Raw genomic sequence first — 16,958 nt, 5'->3', positions numbered from 1 at the left:
AAAAGCCATCTCCAATTTGATATGCTCCCCATTAGGTAGACAGATTAAAAAATAAAATCTGTTTATCTAAGGGGAGTTTTTTCATGGCTCGAAGTAAGCATACAATTGAAGTGAAACTAAACGTTCTTCATTTATTAAATGAAGGCTATTATTCTATCAAAGAATTATGTGAAAAATTCTTAGTAACTAAGCAAACTATTCAAATTTGGAAGATTAAATATGAAGTACATGGAGTAGAGGGACTTATCGAAGCAACCTCTTGGACGAAGTATTCCAAAGAATTAAAACTAGAAGCGGTAGAAGATTATCTTAAAGAAAGGTTAACTTTACTGGAGATTCTCGCTAAATATAAGATTAGCAGTATCTCTGTTTTAAAAAAATGGGTGAAAAAGTATACTAGTCATAGTGAAATAAAAGATTCGGGTAAAGGAATGAGCCAAACTATGACTAAAGGAAGAAAGACAACGTTTGAGGAACGTATTCAAATTGTCAACTACTGTTTAAAGAGCCAGAAAAATTATCAATTAGCAGCACAAGCCTATGATGTTTCGTATCAACAGGTATATCATTGGGTGAAGAAATTTGAAGCGACTGGTGAAGAGGGATTACGTGATCATCGCGGTCGAACAAAAAATGAAGTTGAATTAACAGCCGAAGAAAAATTAAGGTTAGAAATCAAACGAATCGAGCGTGAAAATGAACATTTACGTGCTGAAAATCTATTTTTAAAAAAGTTAGAGGAAATCGAAAGGAGGAGTCACTAAGCCAAATTCGCTTACAACAACGCTATTTAGCAATTCAAGAATTACACCAAGAGGAGAAACTTGCGATTCTTTTATTATGTGAAATCGCGGGTGTTTCGCGCGCTGCTTACTATAAGTGGCTAAGTCGCAAGCCATCTAACAGAGAAGTTGAAAATGAAGCCATTTCAAAGGATATTGATCTCCTTTACCACCAAGTAGATGGCATTTACGGCTATCGTCGTATGACGTTGACAATCAATCGTCAACGAAAAGAAAATAATCAAGCGACGGTTAACGAAAAGCGTATTTATCGTTTAATGCAGGTGAGTGGATTGAAGTCCGTTATTAGGCGAAAGAGAAAGCCTTATCGTAAATCCCCAGCACATCATGTGGCGGAGAACGTATTAAATCGGGCATTTACCTCGGAAAAGCCAAATGAAAAATGGTGTACAGATGTCACAGAGTTTAAGTATGGAAACGGGAAAAAAGCTTATTTAAGTGCAATTATCGATTTATATGATGGTTCAATTGTAAGTTATGTGTTCGGTCATTCGAATAATAATTCCCTTGTTTTCAAAACAATAAAATCAGCTATTCAATCATTACAATCAGGCGAGCAGCCATTAATACATAGTGATCGAGGTTTTCAATATACATCGAAGGGATTTAAACGAATTGTGGAAACAGCCAATATGACACAAAGTATGTCCCGTGTTGGTCGATGTATTGATAACGGACCAATTGAATCATTTTGGGGCACATTGAAGTGTGAGAAGTATTATTTGCATAAGTTCGATTCATATGAAGAGTTAAAACTAGCGATTGATGATTATATTCATTTTTATAATTACTATCGTTATCAGAAACGATTAAACGGCTTGAGTCCTTTAGAATTCAGGGCTCAAGCCGCTTAATACATTTTTTATTATTTCCACTGTCTACTTGACAGGGAGCAGTTCAATTCATGAGATGGCTTTTCTTGTATATACATAATTAAACTTCTGTTAGCTCCACGACAACACCAGAGCGTGCATCGGCAGCAAATTCGAATGTCTGCATCTTACCTTCATGCATACGCGAAATCCCTCCGCGATATACTGGGATAGTAATAATACCGTTTGTGAAATCTTCAGTTTTCATAAAAATCCAAGAACCATCAATCGGTGAATCCTTTTTAAATTCTCTTTTTATGTTTTCAAGTACTTGTCCTGCAGGTACGAACGGAGAAACTTTTTCACTAGCTTCTTTAATAATGACTGCGGCAGCTAAGCCAGTTGCGACACCAATTAAAAAATCACGTAATTTCATACTTTTTTCCTCCTTTTTCTATACCTTTATTTTAGCATAGCCTATAGAGTGAATGCACGTTCACAATTAAGCAGATTTAGGAAATGTATCAATATTTCGAATTCGGAAATAATTGTGTTACAATAGGCAAGGAAGAATATTCTACTTCGTGGGGAGAGAGTCATCATGAATGAGGAAACATTACAATTATTTAAAACATTAACAGAATTACCAGGCGCTCCGGGTAATGAACATGCAGTACGCGCGTTCATGCGTTCTGAGTTAGAAAAGTACTCGGATGAAATCGTTCAAGATAATTTAGGGGGTATTTTTGGTGTTAAGCACAGTGATGTTGTGGATGCACCGAAAATATTAGTTGCTGGTCATATGGATGAGGTAGCATTTATGGTTACTTCTATCACAGATAATGGAATGATCCGTTTTCAAACATTGGGCGGCTGGTGGAATCAGGTTATGCTTGCACAGCGAGTAGAAGTATATACGAAAAATGGGGCAATTCCTGGTGTTGTTTCATCCATCCCACCACATTTATTAACAGATGCAGAACGAGCGAAGCCAATGGATATAAAAAATATGCTTATCGATGTTGGTGCTGATAATAAAGAAGATGCTATGTCTATGGGTGTTCGTCCTGGACAATCCATCATACCAATTTGTCCATTCACACCAATGGCAAATCCGAAGAAAATTATGGCTAAAGCTTGGGATAATCGCTATGGCTGTGGCCTAGCGATTGAATTAATGAAAGAAGTACAGCACGAAAAATTAGCTTCACATTTATACTCAGGTGCAAATGTGATGGAGGAAGTTGGCTTACGCGGTGCACAAGTATCAGCAAACATGATTAAACCAGATTTATTCTTTGCACTAGATGCTTCTCCTGCCAATGATATGTCAGGTGAAAAAAGTCAATTTGGACAGCTCGGCAAAGGCACTTTACTTCGTATTTTAGATCGTACAATGGTTACACATCGTGGTATGCGTGAATTTATTTTAGATACGGCCGAATCAAATCATATCCCTTATCAATACTTTGTCTCCCAAGGTGGAACAGACGCTGGTCGAGTGCATACGGCAAACGATGGCGTTCCAAGTGCAGTTATTGGTGTATGCTCACGTTATATTCATACATCAGCGTCAATTATTCACATTGATGATTATGCTGCTGCAAAAGCATTAATTGTAGAATTAGTGAAAAAAGCAGATCGTTCGACATTAGAGACAATTCACGCTAATGTATAAGAAGCAAGGAAGATGCCTTTTAGAGGCATCTTTTTCTATGGAAAGAAAGTGGGGATTAGATGAAGATAGCAATTGGCACAACTAATAAAGCCAAAACAGAAGCAGTTGAAGTAATTGCTCGAAAATACTTTGAGGATTCTCTCTTTACTCATGTCAAAGCTGCTTCAGAAGTATCAGATCAACCGATCAGTAATGAAGAAACTAGATTAGGAGCAATGAATCGTGCTAAAAACGCATTGATTTTAACGGATGCAGAATTATCATTTGGCTTAGAAGGTGGCGTAACTGAAATTGATGATGAAATGTATGTTTGTAACTGGGGTGCATTAACAGTGTCAGACGGAACAACATTTACAGCTGCTGGCGCACAAATTATACTGCCCAAAGAAATTGCCCAGGAAATAAGAACTGGTGGAGAACTTGGACCGATTATGGAGCAATATACAAAGCGTCGAGATATTCGTCAGGGTGCAGGTGCTGTAGGTATTTTTACGCAAGGTTTAGTAAGTAGACAGATGATGTTTGAGCATATTGTCTCGCTTTTAGTTGGTCAATATTTGTTCACATTTTCACAAAAATAGTTAAATGGAATTAGTGGTAAGAGGATAGTTAGGTTGCATCTTATGAATAATTTTTTTAAAATAGAAAAAAGTTAGTAGTGAAAGGAAGAGAGATATGCTATTTTCATGGCTAAGAGCAATTGGCCTAATGCTTTTACTTCTTGTCCTTTCTGGCTGCAATCAATCTATTGATGATCAAATTGCTAATGGGCTGCAATTAACGGAGAAGGTTTTTGCTGAAGAGCCAGAAGAACATACAGTAGAAATTGGGGATATCAAATTATACTTACCTTCAAACTTTAAAGTTGAAGACAGTTCAGATGCTTATAATATTGTAATTTCAAAAGGAAAAGAAAGCTACATTCTTTTTATCAATGATCGTGAAGCACAAGACAGTAAACTTTATTATAGTCTTTTAAAAGAAAATGAGGCGGACAAAATTATCGAAGAGTCGACTTTTGATAAGGATGGTCGTTTTGGTTTCACAGCGGTTCTAAAAACGGACCAAGAAAATGAAATGGAGCTCATTGTTAGTAGCGGTGGTGTGAAGATGTCAACCATTTCAAAGGCTAAACAAATTGAAAATAATTTGCGTGAGATGACGAAAATCGTTCATTCGGTTAAGATGAAGTAAATAGAAGGATTGAACAGAACGGTTCACAAACATGTGAGCCGTTTCATTTTGAAGTTAGGATGTGAAAAAGATGAAGCAAATGAAGTCTGAACAACTAGTCGAGCTATTAAAAAAGCAATTAACTGAAGAGAAATATGAATTTCATTTTGATAAAAAGTACGATAAATTACGCTTGAATCATAAGACGATTGGAAAAGGGATGGAGCTCTCCTTACCTGGGATCTTAGCAAAATATAATGAGAAGCAAGAGTCGGCGATTGAAGAAGTTTTATATACAATTGAGCAAACCTTTAATGCGATGGTACAAGAAAAGGAACAGGGTTTCCAAACGACTACACATATTTATCCCGTAATTCGTGCCACTTCTTATCCACAGGCATCGAAAGAAGGGCATGCCTTTATTACAACTGAGCATACAGCTGAAACGCGCGTCTTTTATGCGCTCGATTTAGGTAAAACCTATCGCTTTATTGATGAATCCATGCTAGAAGCCTTACAATTAACTGTAGAACAAATTCGAGAAATGGCACGCTTTTCGGTGAAACAACTACCAACCGCCTATAAAAAAGATGAGGTAGCAGGTAATATTTTTTATTTTGTCAATGTGAATGATGGCTATGATGCTAGCCGGATTTTAAATGAGAGCTTCTTAAAAGAAATGCAGGCACAAGTGGAGGGCGATATGACACTATCTGTGCCGCATCAAGATGTATTAATTATAGGTGATATTCGTAATGAAACAGGGTATGATGTATTAGCACAGATGACCATGCATTTCTTTGCAGTCGGGACTGTACCGATTACGTCATTATCTTTTATTTATGAAGATGGGGAACTAGAACCGATCTTTATCTTAGCAAAAAACAGAGTGAAAAAGGAGCAAGAATAACAATGAACGTATTTTACAACAAAGAGCATGTAGGAGATGTCTTACTAGTTCAACTAGCAACGGAGGCTATTGTGAAAACAGAAGTAGAACGTGCTGGTGATATTGCTATTTTAAGGGAAGCTCTAACGGGAGAAATTAAAGCCTTCAATTTATTTAATGCGAGCAGTTACATCCAAACAGATGCTAAAGGCTTAGTAGAAGTGACACCAGAATTAGTAGCACAGCTAGCGGTGGCAATCGAAAAAAATGGAGCTAATATTAATCTTGATGTTGATTTTTCACCAAAATTTGTGGTTGGTTATGTAGAAACAAAGGACAAGCATCCAAATGCTGACAAATTGAGTATCTGTTCAGTCAATGTAGGAGATGAGATACTACAAATTGTATGTGGAGCTCCTAATGTAGAAGCAGGTCAGAAGGTAGTTGTTGCGAAAATTGGTGCCGTAATGCCTTCGGGAATGCTTATTAAAGAAGGAAATTTACGCGGTGTTGAGTCTTACGGCATGCTTTGTTCAGCACGTGAATTAGCGATTCCTAATGCTCCATCTGAAAAAGGAATTTTAGTATTACCAGAGGATGCTATAGTTGGTAGTGCTTTTGAATCACCAACTAAATAAAAATTCCCCTATTTAAAAAAGAAATTATTAAAATTTAAATGTTTTATCATGATATTATTCCTTATGTCAAGGTGAAATGCCCTAAATCGTTATGTTACTAATATGCTAGTAGCATAACGATTTTTTTGTTTAGAATGAGCCTCTAAATGCAAGTTTCAAGACCGTTTTTATGGTATGCTTTTTGATGTAGACATTGAGCTATTGATAAATTTAAAACTAGACAATGCTATAAATGAAGTGTAAGAGAAATGAGTGAAACGAAGTGAACTGGTTTAAAAAACAAATTAGTAAATTTATTAATAAAGAAGATGAAGACTATGAGTATGAAGAATATTATGAGGATTATGGAGAAGTTCAGTCGGAGCAATTACATACACAAAAAGAACCACCAATCGCTAAGCAAAAGACTTTCCGTTTCCCTTTGATTGACGATGATGAAGGTGAAGCATCCTATACGCACTCAAAAGAAATGTTTGATCAAATGGAAGATGATGATTATGGACAAATTGGGGATTTATCGTTACCAAAACATTTAAATCATCATATTGTCGATTCTAGTGTTTATGATGTTGAGGTTTCAGGAATTCGAGATTTACTAGCAAATCGCTCTAAACGTACAGGTAGAAAAACAATGATGAAAAGTCAGCCTTCAGAACAAGAATTTCGTTCAAGAGCAAGCTTAGTGTTTCGAGATGCACAAAATGAAACAGCTACTATAAGTCCTATGACTGCACCTGCACCAAAAGAAAAGAGTCAGCGAAAAGAACAAAAAGTTGAAAATATTATGCCTGAGAATCGCAAACGATTTGTTCCAACAGATGTACCTTCACCTGTCTATGGTTTTGCAAAACCAAGTCCAATCAAAGAATTATTAGATAAAAGAAAAGAAGAATATGAGAAGCAAGAAACCGATGTACAGGCAGTTGAAAAGGTAACTGTTACAAAGCCTTTAAAAGAAGCGACAACAAATGAGGTAAATGAAAATATACTAGAAGAAAAAGAGCCGGCTAGCACAAACCAAACGGTTGTAACAGAGCACCATGCAATCATTCAACCGAAAGAGCTATCGACAGTAAATGAACCAATTATTTTTGAGGAAGAAGTGTTGGTTGAAGAGAACGATGATAAGGAAAATTTATTGTCAAATGTAGCTGTACCTCAAACGACTTCTTTTGCTATGGAGTTTGACGAGCAAGTGAAGGAAGCTGTTGGGCAAGATCAAACAGTTCAACAGCTTTCAGCAGATCAGTCTGAAATCCATGTTAAAGAAATGATTGTGGAACAAGTTCAAATTGAAAATTCTACGATCCATATTGGAGAAGTTACTGTCGTTCAACCGTCAATGGATGACCAATCTCCTGATACTGCATCGAGAGAAGAAAAAAGTCGAATTCCATTTAATGTACTAATGTTAAAAACAGATAAAGAAAAATGGAGAATCCAACAGCAATTGAAGATGGCTCAGCAGCCTCTACGTGTAGAGAGCGAGCCAGAAACAGAGAAAAACAAACTAGTGGATGTGACGGTAGAAAAATCTTCGTCCTTAGACAGCATGACAACAAATGAAATATACGTCTCACAACCAGAAGATGATCATGATTTGCATATGACAGAGAATGTTCAATCGAAAATAGATTTACCAGTGCAACTTGATGATGTAGAAAATGTTACTTCAAAAAGCAGTACTCAAGAGCCTGTAGCTGTGATTACAATGGCTCCTGTTACATCAATGCCAGATATCTCAACAAATGAACGAATAGAAATCGAAAAAGCAACTGCTGCTGAAATTTCTGCAACTATTGAGCCAGAGCTTGAGTTAGAACCAGAGCTCGAGTTAGAACCAGAACATGAACTAGCTTCAGAACTTGAACTAGCTTCAGAACTGGAACAAGTATCAGAACCAGCACCAGAACTAGCTATCGAACCTGAAGTAGTTTCAGATATTGTAGAGTATGTTCCAGTAGAATCTGTTGAGAATCACGTAGAACCAGAAGTAGTGGAAGCTGAGATACCAGCAAAGCCTGTACACGTCTATCAAAAGCCTACGGATGAATACCTAGAGCCACCAGAGGAAAAAACACAGGATACGGATTGGATGGAGCAACAGGGCGACACATTAGTCGAAGCACTATCTTATTTCCAAGTTTCTGCGCAAATTGAATCGATTATGCAAGGCCCTGCTGTTACTCAATTTGAAATAACGGTGAGCCATGGTACAAAGGTTAGTAAAATTCGAAACTTAGCAGATGATCTAAAACTTGCCTTAGCAGCAAAGGATATTCGTATTCAAGCACCCATTCCTGGGAAAAGCTCGATCGGTATTGAGATTCCAAATCGAGTATCACGAGCTGTTCGCTTATCTGAGGTAACAAATAGTGCCTCCTTCGTTGAGTCAGATTCACCATTAGAAGCAGCATTAGGACTTGATTTGACTGGAAAGCCTGTTACGTTAGATTTACGTAAAATGCCACATGGTTTAATTGCTGGTGCAACGGGTTCAGGTAAATCCGTTTGTATTAATTCTATTTTGGTTAGTTTATTATATAAAGCTGCACCACACGAGCTAAAACTCATGCTGATCGACCCTAAAATGGTAGAGCTGGCGCCATTTAACCATATTCCGCATTTAGTTAGTCCTGTCATTACAGATGTAAAGGCGGCAACGGCTGCGCTGAAATGGGCAGTAGAGGAAATGGAGCGTCGCTATCAGCTCTTTGCTCATGCAGGTGCACGTGATATTACACGTTATAACGCCATAGCGGATAAAAATAAGGAACATAGCCTAAAGTTGCCTTATATTTTAATTGTCATTGATGAGTTAGCTGATTTAATGATGATGTCTCCAGCAGATGTAGAGGAGGCCATTTGCCGTATTGCTCAAAAGGCACGTGCATGTGGTATTCATTTAATTGTTGCAACGCAAAGACCTTCTGTGGATGTTATTACAGGGTTAATCAAATCAAATATCCCTACACGTATTGCCTTTGCTGTTTCCTCTCAAATTGATTCTCGTACCATTTTAGATGGGCAGGGAGCAGAAAGGTTACTTGGTCGAGGGGATATGCTATATTTAGGTAATGGTATGTCAGCGCCAGTGCGTTTACAGGGAACTTTTGTTACAGATGATGAAATTGAATCGATTATTGAGCATGTTCGTGAACAGGGTGAACCTGATTATATTTTCGATCAAGAGGAATTATTAAAGAAAACAGAGGTGTCTGCAGAACAGGACGATTTATTTGAAGATGTTTGCCGATTTGTCTATGAGCAAGGGGGGGCTTCTACCTCATTGATTCAACGAAAGTATCATATTGGCTATAATCGTGCTGCTCGTTTAATTGACATGTTAGAATCACATGGTTTTGTTTCAGAAGCAAGAGGAAGTAAGCCACGTGAAAGTTACATTACAGAAGAAGATTTAATTACTATGTTTGAATAAGAATTGCATTGTTTTCGTCTAGATTATCTAATTTACGTCGAATTTAGTTTTTTTAGAAAAGTTACACATCTATCCTTGTGCATAAAAAGTGCTATAATAGACAAGATGTGTTGAATAGTACGTATTTTTTAACACTTGTGAAGGTATTAATACCTAACCATTCGTGAAATAATACGATACACCTAATAGATGATAGATGGGATATTGAAATTCCCGGGGGGTTTAATTAATGACAGTTTTTCATTTCACAGGCATTAAAGGTTCTGGCATGAGTTCGCTTGCACAAATCTTATTTGATGCTGGTGAACAAGTACAAGGCTCAGATGTCGATAAATATTTCTTCACGGAGCAACCGTTACGTGAACGTAATATTCCAATTTTTACATTTAATGCAGATAATATTAAAGAAGGTATGACAGTGATCGCAGGTAATGCATTTTCTGATGATCATCCTGAATTAGTACGTGCTCGAGAAATCGGTGTAGAAGTCATTCGTTACCATAAATTTTTAGGTGAATATATTGGCAACTATACATCCATTGCCATCACAGGTGCACATGGTAAAACATCTACGACTGGTTTAATGGCACATGTGGTAGGTGGCTATAAACCAACATCTTATTTAATTGGTGATGGTACTGGTGCAGGTCATGAAAATGCTGATTTCTTTGTGATGGAGGCGTGTGAATACCGCCGTCACTTTTTAGCATATAATCCTGATTATGCTGTGATGACGAACATCGATTTTGATCATCCAGACTACTTTGCTAACATAGAGGACGTATATTCTGCATTTCAATCATTAGCATTACAAGTGAAAAAAGCAATTATAGCATGTGGTGATGATGAACAGCTTCAGCGTATTCAAGCAAAAGTACCAGTTGTGTATTATGGATTTGGTGCTGAAAATGATTTTGAAGCACGTAATGTTGAAAAAACAACTGAGGGTACAACATTTGATGTTTTTGTACGTAATGAATTTTATAGTACTTTCTTTATCCCATTATTTGGAGATCATGCTGTTTTAAATACATTGGCGGTTATCACGCTATGTGAATATGAAGGCATTTCTCCAGATATTATTCAGGAGCGTTTACACACATATAAAGGTGTAAAAAGACGTTTTACTGAGACCGATATAGGGGATAATGTTTTAATAGATGACTATGCACACCATCCAACGGAAATTCGCGCGACGATTCAATCAGCACGCCAAAAATTCCCTGACCGTGAGCTAGTTGCGATATTCCAACCACATACATTTACACGTACACAAGCTTTTTTACAAGATTTTGCGGATAGTTTGAGCCTTGCAGATACAGCCTATTTATGTGATATATTTGGCTCTGCGAGAGAAACGCAAGGCGCGCTTTCTATCCATGATTTAGCGTCACTTATTGAAGGCAGTGCAGTGATTACCACTGAAGGAATTGATATATTAACAAAACATAATGGCGCTGTATTCTTATTTATGGGCGCTGGTGATGTTCACAAGTTCCAAGATGCTTTTGAAAACGTGCTTAAAAACAATGAAACAGCTTAGTCCGTAGGGGTTAAGCTGTTTTTTCTCAAATTTAAGCAGGAATTCCGTTTTTTTTGTCGAAGATAGGGAAAGTAATAGTAAAGACAATTTACTAGCAGGAGGTCAACTTATGGAAGTGATTTTGTATATTGCAGCCATTATTGCTGCAATCGGTTTTTTAATTTTATGTGTGAGCGTGGGCATGACATTATTCTCGCTTAAGTCCATCCTAAACAGCTTAGCTGGAACATTATCTGGGATTGAAGGCCAAATGGAAGGCATTACACGCGAAACAACGTCCTTATTATCAAAAACAAATAGCTTAGCAGAGGATATTCAACATAAATCTGAACAATTAAATTCAGTGGTTCAAGCTGTTAAAGGTATTGGTGACTCCGTTAATGGTTTAAATAATTCTGTTCAGCAGATTACTACTTCTGTTTCTAAAAGCGTAGAACAAAACGAAGAAAAAATTGCACAAGTTGTACAATGGAGTAATGTTGCGATGGGTATTGCGGATAAATGGAAAAAACGCAAAATCATCGAGCAGGAATCGGTATCACCAGATGCCTATGCATTTGAAACTGTGCAAGTAGAAGAAACACCAAAAAGAAAATGGGGTCGTAAAAAATGATAATTATTCAGTGAGTATTCCATGCTGGCTGAATAAAAATAAAGTCTTAGACATATAAGTTGAAGATGCATCTGTGAAAGTAGATGGACAACCAGTCTAGACAAATTTGATAATTAGATGGGGAGGAATTGTTGCATGACAACTCAAAAGCCAAATTTTAACGAAGTAAAGGAACAGCAGCTTGAAAGTTCTTTGCCTCAGCTTTATCATCCGCAAGACTCTATTTATGAAGAGGAGCGTGTAAACATGAAGGATTTTGTGATTGGCGCATTAGTTGGTGGAATCGTAGGGGCCGCGGCAGGTCTACTGTTAGCTCCAAAATCAGGAAAAGATTTACGCAGTGATGTGGCAGTACAAGCTGTTCAGCTAAAAGATAAGAGCGCAGACTTCTCGACAACTGCAAAAGATAAAACAGTTCAACTTTCTAAACAAATTCAAGAGCAATCTACACAATTAGTAGAGAAAGTAAAAACACTAAAAACGGCAAAAGCACCAACTGTTTTTGATGATGGTACGGTTTCCTTTGAAGGGGAAGAACCATTAGAGGATTACATGCCAAGTGACGAACCTAAAGCTGAAGAAAAGACAGAAAAAGCAGATCAAAAAGAAGAAACAAATGAAGAAGTTCGTGCATAATGCATAATATAAAGGGATACGTTACAAGATAAAGTTGTAACGTATCCCTTTTTTAAATGATAGGTGTAGCTTCTAATATTATTTCTAATTGATCTCCACCAAATATTTCTGTATCAAAGCTCGCTGGCTGACCATTTCTTAAAATCGTAAAATTCCCCTTAAAGGCACTTGGTAGCTGCCAATTAGAGAAGCGGAAAACATCTTGATAGATCCAACGACTGCGATCCTTTTCTTTAAATACTAAAGTCGCTCCATTGTGTACAGTGGACTGTGGTGACACAACCATTTTATTAACAATCGCTTCATTTGCAGTCTTCTTTAATTCTAAAACTTCCTGTTGGAAATGAATGATGATTTTATCCTCTAGCAAAAGATTCATGTGGTCCGCGATATGTTGTACGGTTGGTAGAGTTGGTTGGTGGAAGCTTATCACATCCCCATTTTTTACAGCATAGCTCAATTTGGCTATCTTTCCATTAATCATTAGCTGTGGTGAAAATTCTGGTAAATATAAAGGTTGTCCATCAACTTGAATCGTATAGGATTCAAATTGCTTTAATAAATGCCAATTATTAGTGATTTTAAATACATCCTCAATTGTTTCGGCTATATCAAAAACGACGGTATCACGATCATTTAAAACTGTATCGAGTGATGCAGAAGAGCTATTGACTGTAATTTTTGGCTCAATCACATATTTGGTGTTTTGGATTGTCACTGTCTTTATTGCTGCATCATCGATAAGATCTCTTACTGTAGCTGTCGCCTGCTGCCCATCTTGGCCTTCTATTAACTGAATGGCATCTCCATTTTTAATCAGGCTTTTTGTTGATGCCTGTTGCCCATTTACCAATATTTCAGCAGGCTGGCCATGCCCACCTGGTATAAAAATGTCCTGTCCGTTGACACTGATCGATAGCCCATGCCCTGGTTTTCCATATAATTGCTTTGCGCGAATATTTGCAGCTAGGAAGGCATCAGCCACAGTCATTTCTTTTAGTTCAAAAAGGCGAACCACTTGATTATTGACTGTTAAACTCATATATTGAATTGGCATCTTTTTAGCAGCAATGGCAATGCCAATAGGCGTGACTAATTCAGGTGAGGCTTTAATGTGTTCTTCTTTTGTTAAGTTTTGAATAGCATCAATACCTCGAACAGCAATACGATTAGCTGGTAAATCTAGAACTTGACCTAGTTCTGTAGTTAGGTTGGGTGTTAAGCTACCTCCACCAACCAGCATAACGGCTTTGGGTGCTACTCGGTTATTGAGTCGTAAAATTTCTTCTCCGATAGACTTCGCCAACTGTTTTACTGCAGGTTCAATTGCTAAAAAAACTTCTTCCTTAGGATAGAACTGATCAAAGCCTAGAATATCTTGAATCAATATCTCTTCAGAGGTTTGTAGTTGACGTTTAGCCTCTTCGGCTACAGGGAAGTCTAGCAAATAGTAGTCGCTTAAAGCTTCTGTTATTTCATCGCCAGCTGTTGGTACCATGCCGTAAGCCACAACTGTACTTTTATCCGTAATGGCAATATCCGATGTTCCTGCTCCTATATCAACAAGTGCCACATTTAAGCGACGCATCGTTGGAGGAATCAACACATTAATGGCAGCGATCGGTTCTAACGTCAATGCTTCCATCTCTAAATCAGCTCGTTTAAGAGCGGCAATCAGTGATTCCACCACTACCCGAGGCAGAAACGTTGCAATCACTTCGATTTGGGCTTCATCACCTTGTTGATCCAACAGGCTTCCAATTTCCTCGCCATCCAAGCGATAATACAGGACTGAATAGCCTACACAATAATAATGGCTAATTTTTGCATCCTCTTTCTGTTGCAAAAGTTGCTGCTGTGCTTGTTGAACAGCCTGAAGTTCCAAGCGACTAATATCTTCTTCAGTAAAAATAGGTCGATTACGTATATTGATGGTCACACTCGCTTGTTCAGTTTTCAAAGATCGACCTGCTGCAGCAACACTTACCTTTGTGAGCGGTCCGTGTTTCTCTTCAAGTTCACGTTTTATTTCATTAATTAAATCTGCCACATACATGACATTATGTATTTGTCCATCTACCATGGCACGTTCTTTATGCTCTTTTACTAAAATATCTTCCACATGAAAATGGTCATTTTCTTCTTGGAGAATAATCCCGACCACTGAGCGTGTGCCAATATCAAGTGCGAATAATTTAGAACTCAATGTAATCGCTTCCTTTCGCGTCATACTTGAAAATAATTTAGCGAGTTGAAGCGCTAAATTAAAAATGCGTGACATTCTGAACAACATTGATTATAATAATGCTATTATCTAAAAATGTAACATACATTTCAGAGTTCTGAAAGTGTCTGTCATGAGGAGAGGAGCAAGAAAGCATGAGCCAAAAAGATTTAGAAAGCTTACGTAGTCAAATAGACGGTTTAAACTTAGAAATTCTTCGTCTAATTAATGAACGTGCAGCTGTAGTTGATGAAATCGGTAAAATTAAAGAAAAACAAGGTGTGAATCGCTATGATCCACTGCGTGAAAGACACATGCTTGATCTTATTAAAGAACACAATCAAGGTCCATTAAACCAAATGACGGTTGATTATATATTTAAGCAAATCTTTAAAACAGCTTTAAAACAACTTGAAGCTGATAAAAAGAAAGAGTTGCTAGTATCTCGTAAAAAGAAATCAGAAGATACAATTATTAATATCAATGGTGAATTAATTGGACAAGGAAAGCCATCTTTCGTATTCGGTCCTTGTGCGGTTGAATCGTATGAGCAAGTAGCAGCAGTTGCCGCTTCTATTAAAGCAAAAGGTGAAAAGCTAATTCGGGGTGGTGCTTATAAGCCTCGTACTTCTCCTTATGACTTCCAAGGTCTTGGATTAGAAGGTCTGAAAATCTTAAAACGTGTGTCAGAGGAATATGGTTTAGCTGTTATTACAGAAATCGTGACACCAGGTCATTTAGAGGAAGCATTGGATTATATTGATGTCATCCAAATCGGTGCACGTAATATGCAAAACTTTGAATTATTAAAAGCAGCAGGTGCAACAAATAAACCTGTTCTATTAAAACGAGGTTTAGCTGCAACAATTGATGAGTTCATTCATGCAGCAGAGTACATTATGTCTAAAGGAAATGAAAACATTATCCTTTGTGAACGTGGTATCCGTACTTATGAAAAAGCAACTCGTAATACATTAGATATTTCAGCCGTACCAGTTTTAAAACAAGAAACGCATTTGCCAGTATTCGTAGATGTTACACATTCAACAGGACGTCGTGATTTATTATTACCATGTGCCAAAGCAGCTATTGCAATCGGTGCTGATGGCGTCATGGCAGAAGTGCATCCAGATCCATCTGTTGCATTGTCTGACTCACAACAACAAATGGACATCCCAACATTTGACGCATTCTATGAAACACTACAAAAATTCATGAAAAATCATGAAATTCATGCTTAATTGTTAACAGCGAACACCGCTTGCTTACTTCGGCAGGCGGTGTTTGTTATATCGTGACAAAATAATGTCTAGAATAGGACTATTAGTACTTGGTTTTTACGTAGTTCTTCTTGAAAATAATATGAAAATTATCGTATGATAAGGCTATAATAGGAAAAAAGGGAGGCACGTACGATGACTGTTACAATTTATGATGTTGCAAGAGAAGCAAATGTTTCTATGGCAACGGTCTCTCGTGTAGTCAATGGTAATCAAAACGTAAAACCAGCAACACGAAAAAAAGTATTAGAAGTAATTGAACGATTAGAATACCGACCAAACGCAGTAGCGCGAGGTTTAGCAAGTAAGAAAACAACAACAGTTGGCGTGATTATCCCAGATATTGCAAACAATGTTTATGCGGAGCTGGCTCGTGGTGTAGAGGATATTGCCACAATGTATCGTTATAATATTATTTTAGCCAACTCAGATCAACATGAAGATAAAGAGTTACAGCTACTGGATACCATGCTTGGAAAACAGGTTGATGGTATTGTGATGATGAGTGATGAGGTTACAGAAAAAATGCAGCAAACGATGGATCATTCGCCAGTACCAATTGTGCTTGCAGGCTCTGTGGATGAATCTCAAACAATTGCAACTGTGAATATCGATTATTTCCAGGCGGCTTATGAAGCTATTTCATTACTTATTCAAAATGGCCATACACGGATTGGTTTCGTAACTGGCCCACTTTCGTATACAATTAACGGAAAATTCAAGCTAGCAGCCTATAAGAAAGCATTGCAGGATGCTGGTTTACCAATAGACGAGGCATTAATTGCCGCAGAAGAGTCCAGCTATGATATGGGCTTAGAGGCTTGGGAGATTTTATCTGCTCTTGAACAGCCACCAACTGCTTATTTTGCAGGAAGTGATGAATTGGCCATCGGTTTAATTCATGGCGCTCAAGATGCGGGCAAAAATGTTCCAGAGGATATTGAAGTTATCAGCTTTGAGAACTCTAAGTTAGCACGAATGGTTCGCCCACAGCTAACAAGTGTCGCGCTACCGCTTTACGATATTGGGGCTGTTGCAATGCGCCTGCTGACAAAATTAATGAGTAAGGAACCTGTCGAGGATGAGGCGGTCATTTTACCACACCGTATTGAACATCGACAATCTGTCAAAAGTAAATAATGATACCTAACACGTAAATCGCTTATGAAGGATTTGCGTGTTTTTATTTGCTGGATGGAACGTCAAAAATAGAGGATAGTGTTTCAAAAG

The 16,958-nt window shown here is 37.6% G+C and carries 14 protein-coding genes; 12 read left to right on the top strand and 2 right to left on the bottom strand.

Going from position 1 to position 16,958, the window contains the following annotated elements:
• Positions 1 to 83 precede the first annotated feature (83 nt).
• Positions 84 to 1,657, top strand: a protein-coding gene (locus MHB39_RS17160) for an IS3 family transposase (protein ID WP_342544679.1) whose coding sequence is annotated in 2 segments (ribosomal slippage) — positions 84 to 726 and positions 726 to 1,657 — 1,575 coding nt in all. Because the reading frame shifts where the segments join, the coding sequence is not laid out codon by codon here.
• Between the two features lie 79 nt (positions 1,658 to 1,736).
• Here the strand turns inward: MHB39_RS17160 and MHB39_RS17155 are convergent.
• Positions 1,737 to 2,051, bottom strand: a complete 315-nt coding sequence (locus MHB39_RS17155) for a hypothetical protein (RefSeq protein ID WP_016991778.1) — start codon at positions 2,049 to 2,051, stop codon at positions 1,737 to 1,739.
• A 165-nt stretch (positions 2,052 to 2,216) separates the two neighbouring features.
• Here MHB39_RS17155 and MHB39_RS17150 point away from each other — a divergent pair, with 165 nt between their 5' ends.
• From MHB39_RS17150 to MHB39_RS17110, 9 genes are all read left to right on the top strand, one after another.
• The gene (locus tag MHB39_RS17150; protein ID WP_036078412.1) at positions 2,217 to 3,293 is read left to right on the top strand and encodes a M42 family metallopeptidase; all 1,077 of its coding nucleotides are present in this window, start codon (positions 2,217 to 2,219) and stop codon (positions 3,291 to 3,293) included.
• Positions 3,294 to 3,352: 59 nt separating this feature from the next.
• Positions 3,353 to 3,874, top strand: a complete 522-nt coding sequence (locus tag MHB39_RS17145) for a DUF84 family protein (protein ID WP_016991777.1) — start codon at positions 3,353 to 3,355, stop codon at positions 3,872 to 3,874.
• 94 nt (positions 3,875 to 3,968) lie between these two features.
• Entirely contained in the window at positions 3,969 to 4,487 is a 519-nt protein-coding gene (locus tag MHB39_RS17140; RefSeq protein ID WP_016991776.1) for a hypothetical protein, read from the top strand.
• A gap of 70 nt (positions 4,488 to 4,557) precedes the next feature.
• The gene (locus MHB39_RS17135) at positions 4,558 to 5,376 is read left to right on the top strand and encodes a DUF1444 domain-containing protein (protein WP_016991775.1); all 819 of its coding nucleotides are present in this window, start codon (positions 4,558 to 4,560) and stop codon (positions 5,374 to 5,376) included.
• Positions 5,377 to 5,378: 2 nt separating this feature from the next.
• Entirely contained in the window at positions 5,379 to 5,993 is a 615-nt protein-coding gene (gene ytpR / locus MHB39_RS17130; RefSeq protein WP_342544675.1) for a YtpR family tRNA-binding protein, read from the top strand.
• 262 nt (positions 5,994 to 6,255) lie between these two features.
• Complete coding sequence (locus MHB39_RS17125; RefSeq protein WP_342544673.1) at positions 6,256 to 9,432, top strand: DNA translocase FtsK; 3,177 nt, start codon at positions 6,256 to 6,258, stop codon at positions 9,430 to 9,432.
• Between the two features lie 229 nt (positions 9,433 to 9,661).
• On the top strand, positions 9,662 to 10,975 hold the full coding sequence (murC, locus tag MHB39_RS17120) for a UDP-N-acetylmuramate--L-alanine ligase (RefSeq protein WP_312123731.1): 1,314 nt from the start codon (positions 9,662 to 9,664) through the stop codon (positions 10,973 to 10,975).
• A 109-nt stretch (positions 10,976 to 11,084) separates the two neighbouring features.
• A complete protein-coding gene (locus MHB39_RS17115) occupies positions 11,085 to 11,588 on the top strand; it encodes a DUF948 domain-containing protein (RefSeq protein ID WP_016995594.1) in 504 nt (167 codons plus the stop codon).
• A 135-nt stretch (positions 11,589 to 11,723) separates the two neighbouring features.
• The gene (locus MHB39_RS17110; protein ID WP_258859346.1) at positions 11,724 to 12,224 is read left to right on the top strand and encodes a YtxH domain-containing protein; all 501 of its coding nucleotides are present in this window, start codon (positions 11,724 to 11,726) and stop codon (positions 12,222 to 12,224) included.
• Between the two features lie 52 nt (positions 12,225 to 12,276).
• Here MHB39_RS17110 and pilM read toward each other — a convergent pair whose 3' ends face one another.
• On the bottom strand, positions 12,277 to 14,430 hold the full coding sequence (gene pilM, locus MHB39_RS17105) for a pilus assembly protein PilM (RefSeq protein WP_342544670.1): 2,154 nt from the start codon (positions 14,428 to 14,430) through the stop codon (positions 12,277 to 12,279).
• A gap of 173 nt (positions 14,431 to 14,603) precedes the next feature.
• Between pilM and MHB39_RS17100 the strand changes: the two genes are divergently transcribed.
• Both MHB39_RS17100 and ccpA read left to right on the top strand, forming a co-directional pair.
• Entirely contained in the window at positions 14,604 to 15,689 is a 1,086-nt protein-coding gene (locus MHB39_RS17100; protein WP_036078406.1) for a bifunctional 3-deoxy-7-phosphoheptulonate synthase/chorismate mutase, read from the top strand.
• A gap of 174 nt (positions 15,690 to 15,863) precedes the next feature.
• Positions 15,864 to 16,868: a catabolite control protein A gene (gene ccpA, locus MHB39_RS17095; RefSeq protein WP_008176748.1), complete on the top strand. Its 1,005-nt coding sequence runs from the start codon at positions 15,864 to 15,866 to the stop codon at positions 16,866 to 16,868.
• The last annotated feature ends 90 nt before the right edge of the window (positions 16,869 to 16,958 follow it).

Origin of the sequence: Lysinibacillus sp. FSL K6-4013 (assembly GCF_038630435.1) — a bacterium.
Taxonomy (GTDB): domain Bacteria; phylum Bacillota; class Bacilli; order Bacillales_A; family Planococcaceae; genus Lysinibacillus; species Lysinibacillus boronitolerans.
Note: the sequence above shows the minus strand (reverse complement) of the source record. Positions and strands in the feature narration are given on the sequence as shown.

Bases quoted from the DNA above. Each gene is read 5' to 3' on its own strand.
- MHB39_RS17155 (WP_016991778.1), bottom strand. From the start codon at position 2,051: ATGAAATTACGTGATTTTTTAATTGGTGTCGCAACTGGCTTAGCTGCC.
- MHB39_RS17150 (WP_036078412.1), top strand. From the start codon at position 2,217: ATGAATGAGGAAACATTACAATTATTTAAAACATTAACAGAATTACCA.
- MHB39_RS17145 (WP_016991777.1), top strand. From the start codon at position 3,353: ATGAAGATAGCAATTGGCACAACTAATAAAGCCAAAACAGAAGCAGTT.
- MHB39_RS17140 (WP_016991776.1), top strand. From the start codon at position 3,969: ATGCTATTTTCATGGCTAAGAGCAATTGGCCTAATGCTTTTACTTCTT.
- MHB39_RS17135 (WP_016991775.1), top strand. From the start codon at position 4,558: ATGAAGCAAATGAAGTCTGAACAACTAGTCGAGCTATTAAAAAAGCAA.
- ytpR (WP_342544675.1), top strand. From the start codon at position 5,379: ATGAACGTATTTTACAACAAAGAGCATGTAGGAGATGTCTTACTAGTT.
- murC (WP_312123731.1), top strand. From the start codon at position 9,662: ATGACAGTTTTTCATTTCACAGGCATTAAAGGTTCTGGCATGAGTTCG.
- MHB39_RS17115 (WP_016995594.1), top strand. From the start codon at position 11,085: ATGGAAGTGATTTTGTATATTGCAGCCATTATTGCTGCAATCGGTTTT.
- MHB39_RS17110 (WP_258859346.1), top strand. From the start codon at position 11,724: ATGACAACTCAAAAGCCAAATTTTAACGAAGTAAAGGAACAGCAGCTT.
- MHB39_RS17100 (WP_036078406.1), top strand. From the start codon at position 14,604: ATGAGCCAAAAAGATTTAGAAAGCTTACGTAGTCAAATAGACGGTTTA.
- ccpA (WP_008176748.1), top strand. From the start codon at position 15,864: ATGACTGTTACAATTTATGATGTTGCAAGAGAAGCAAATGTTTCTATG.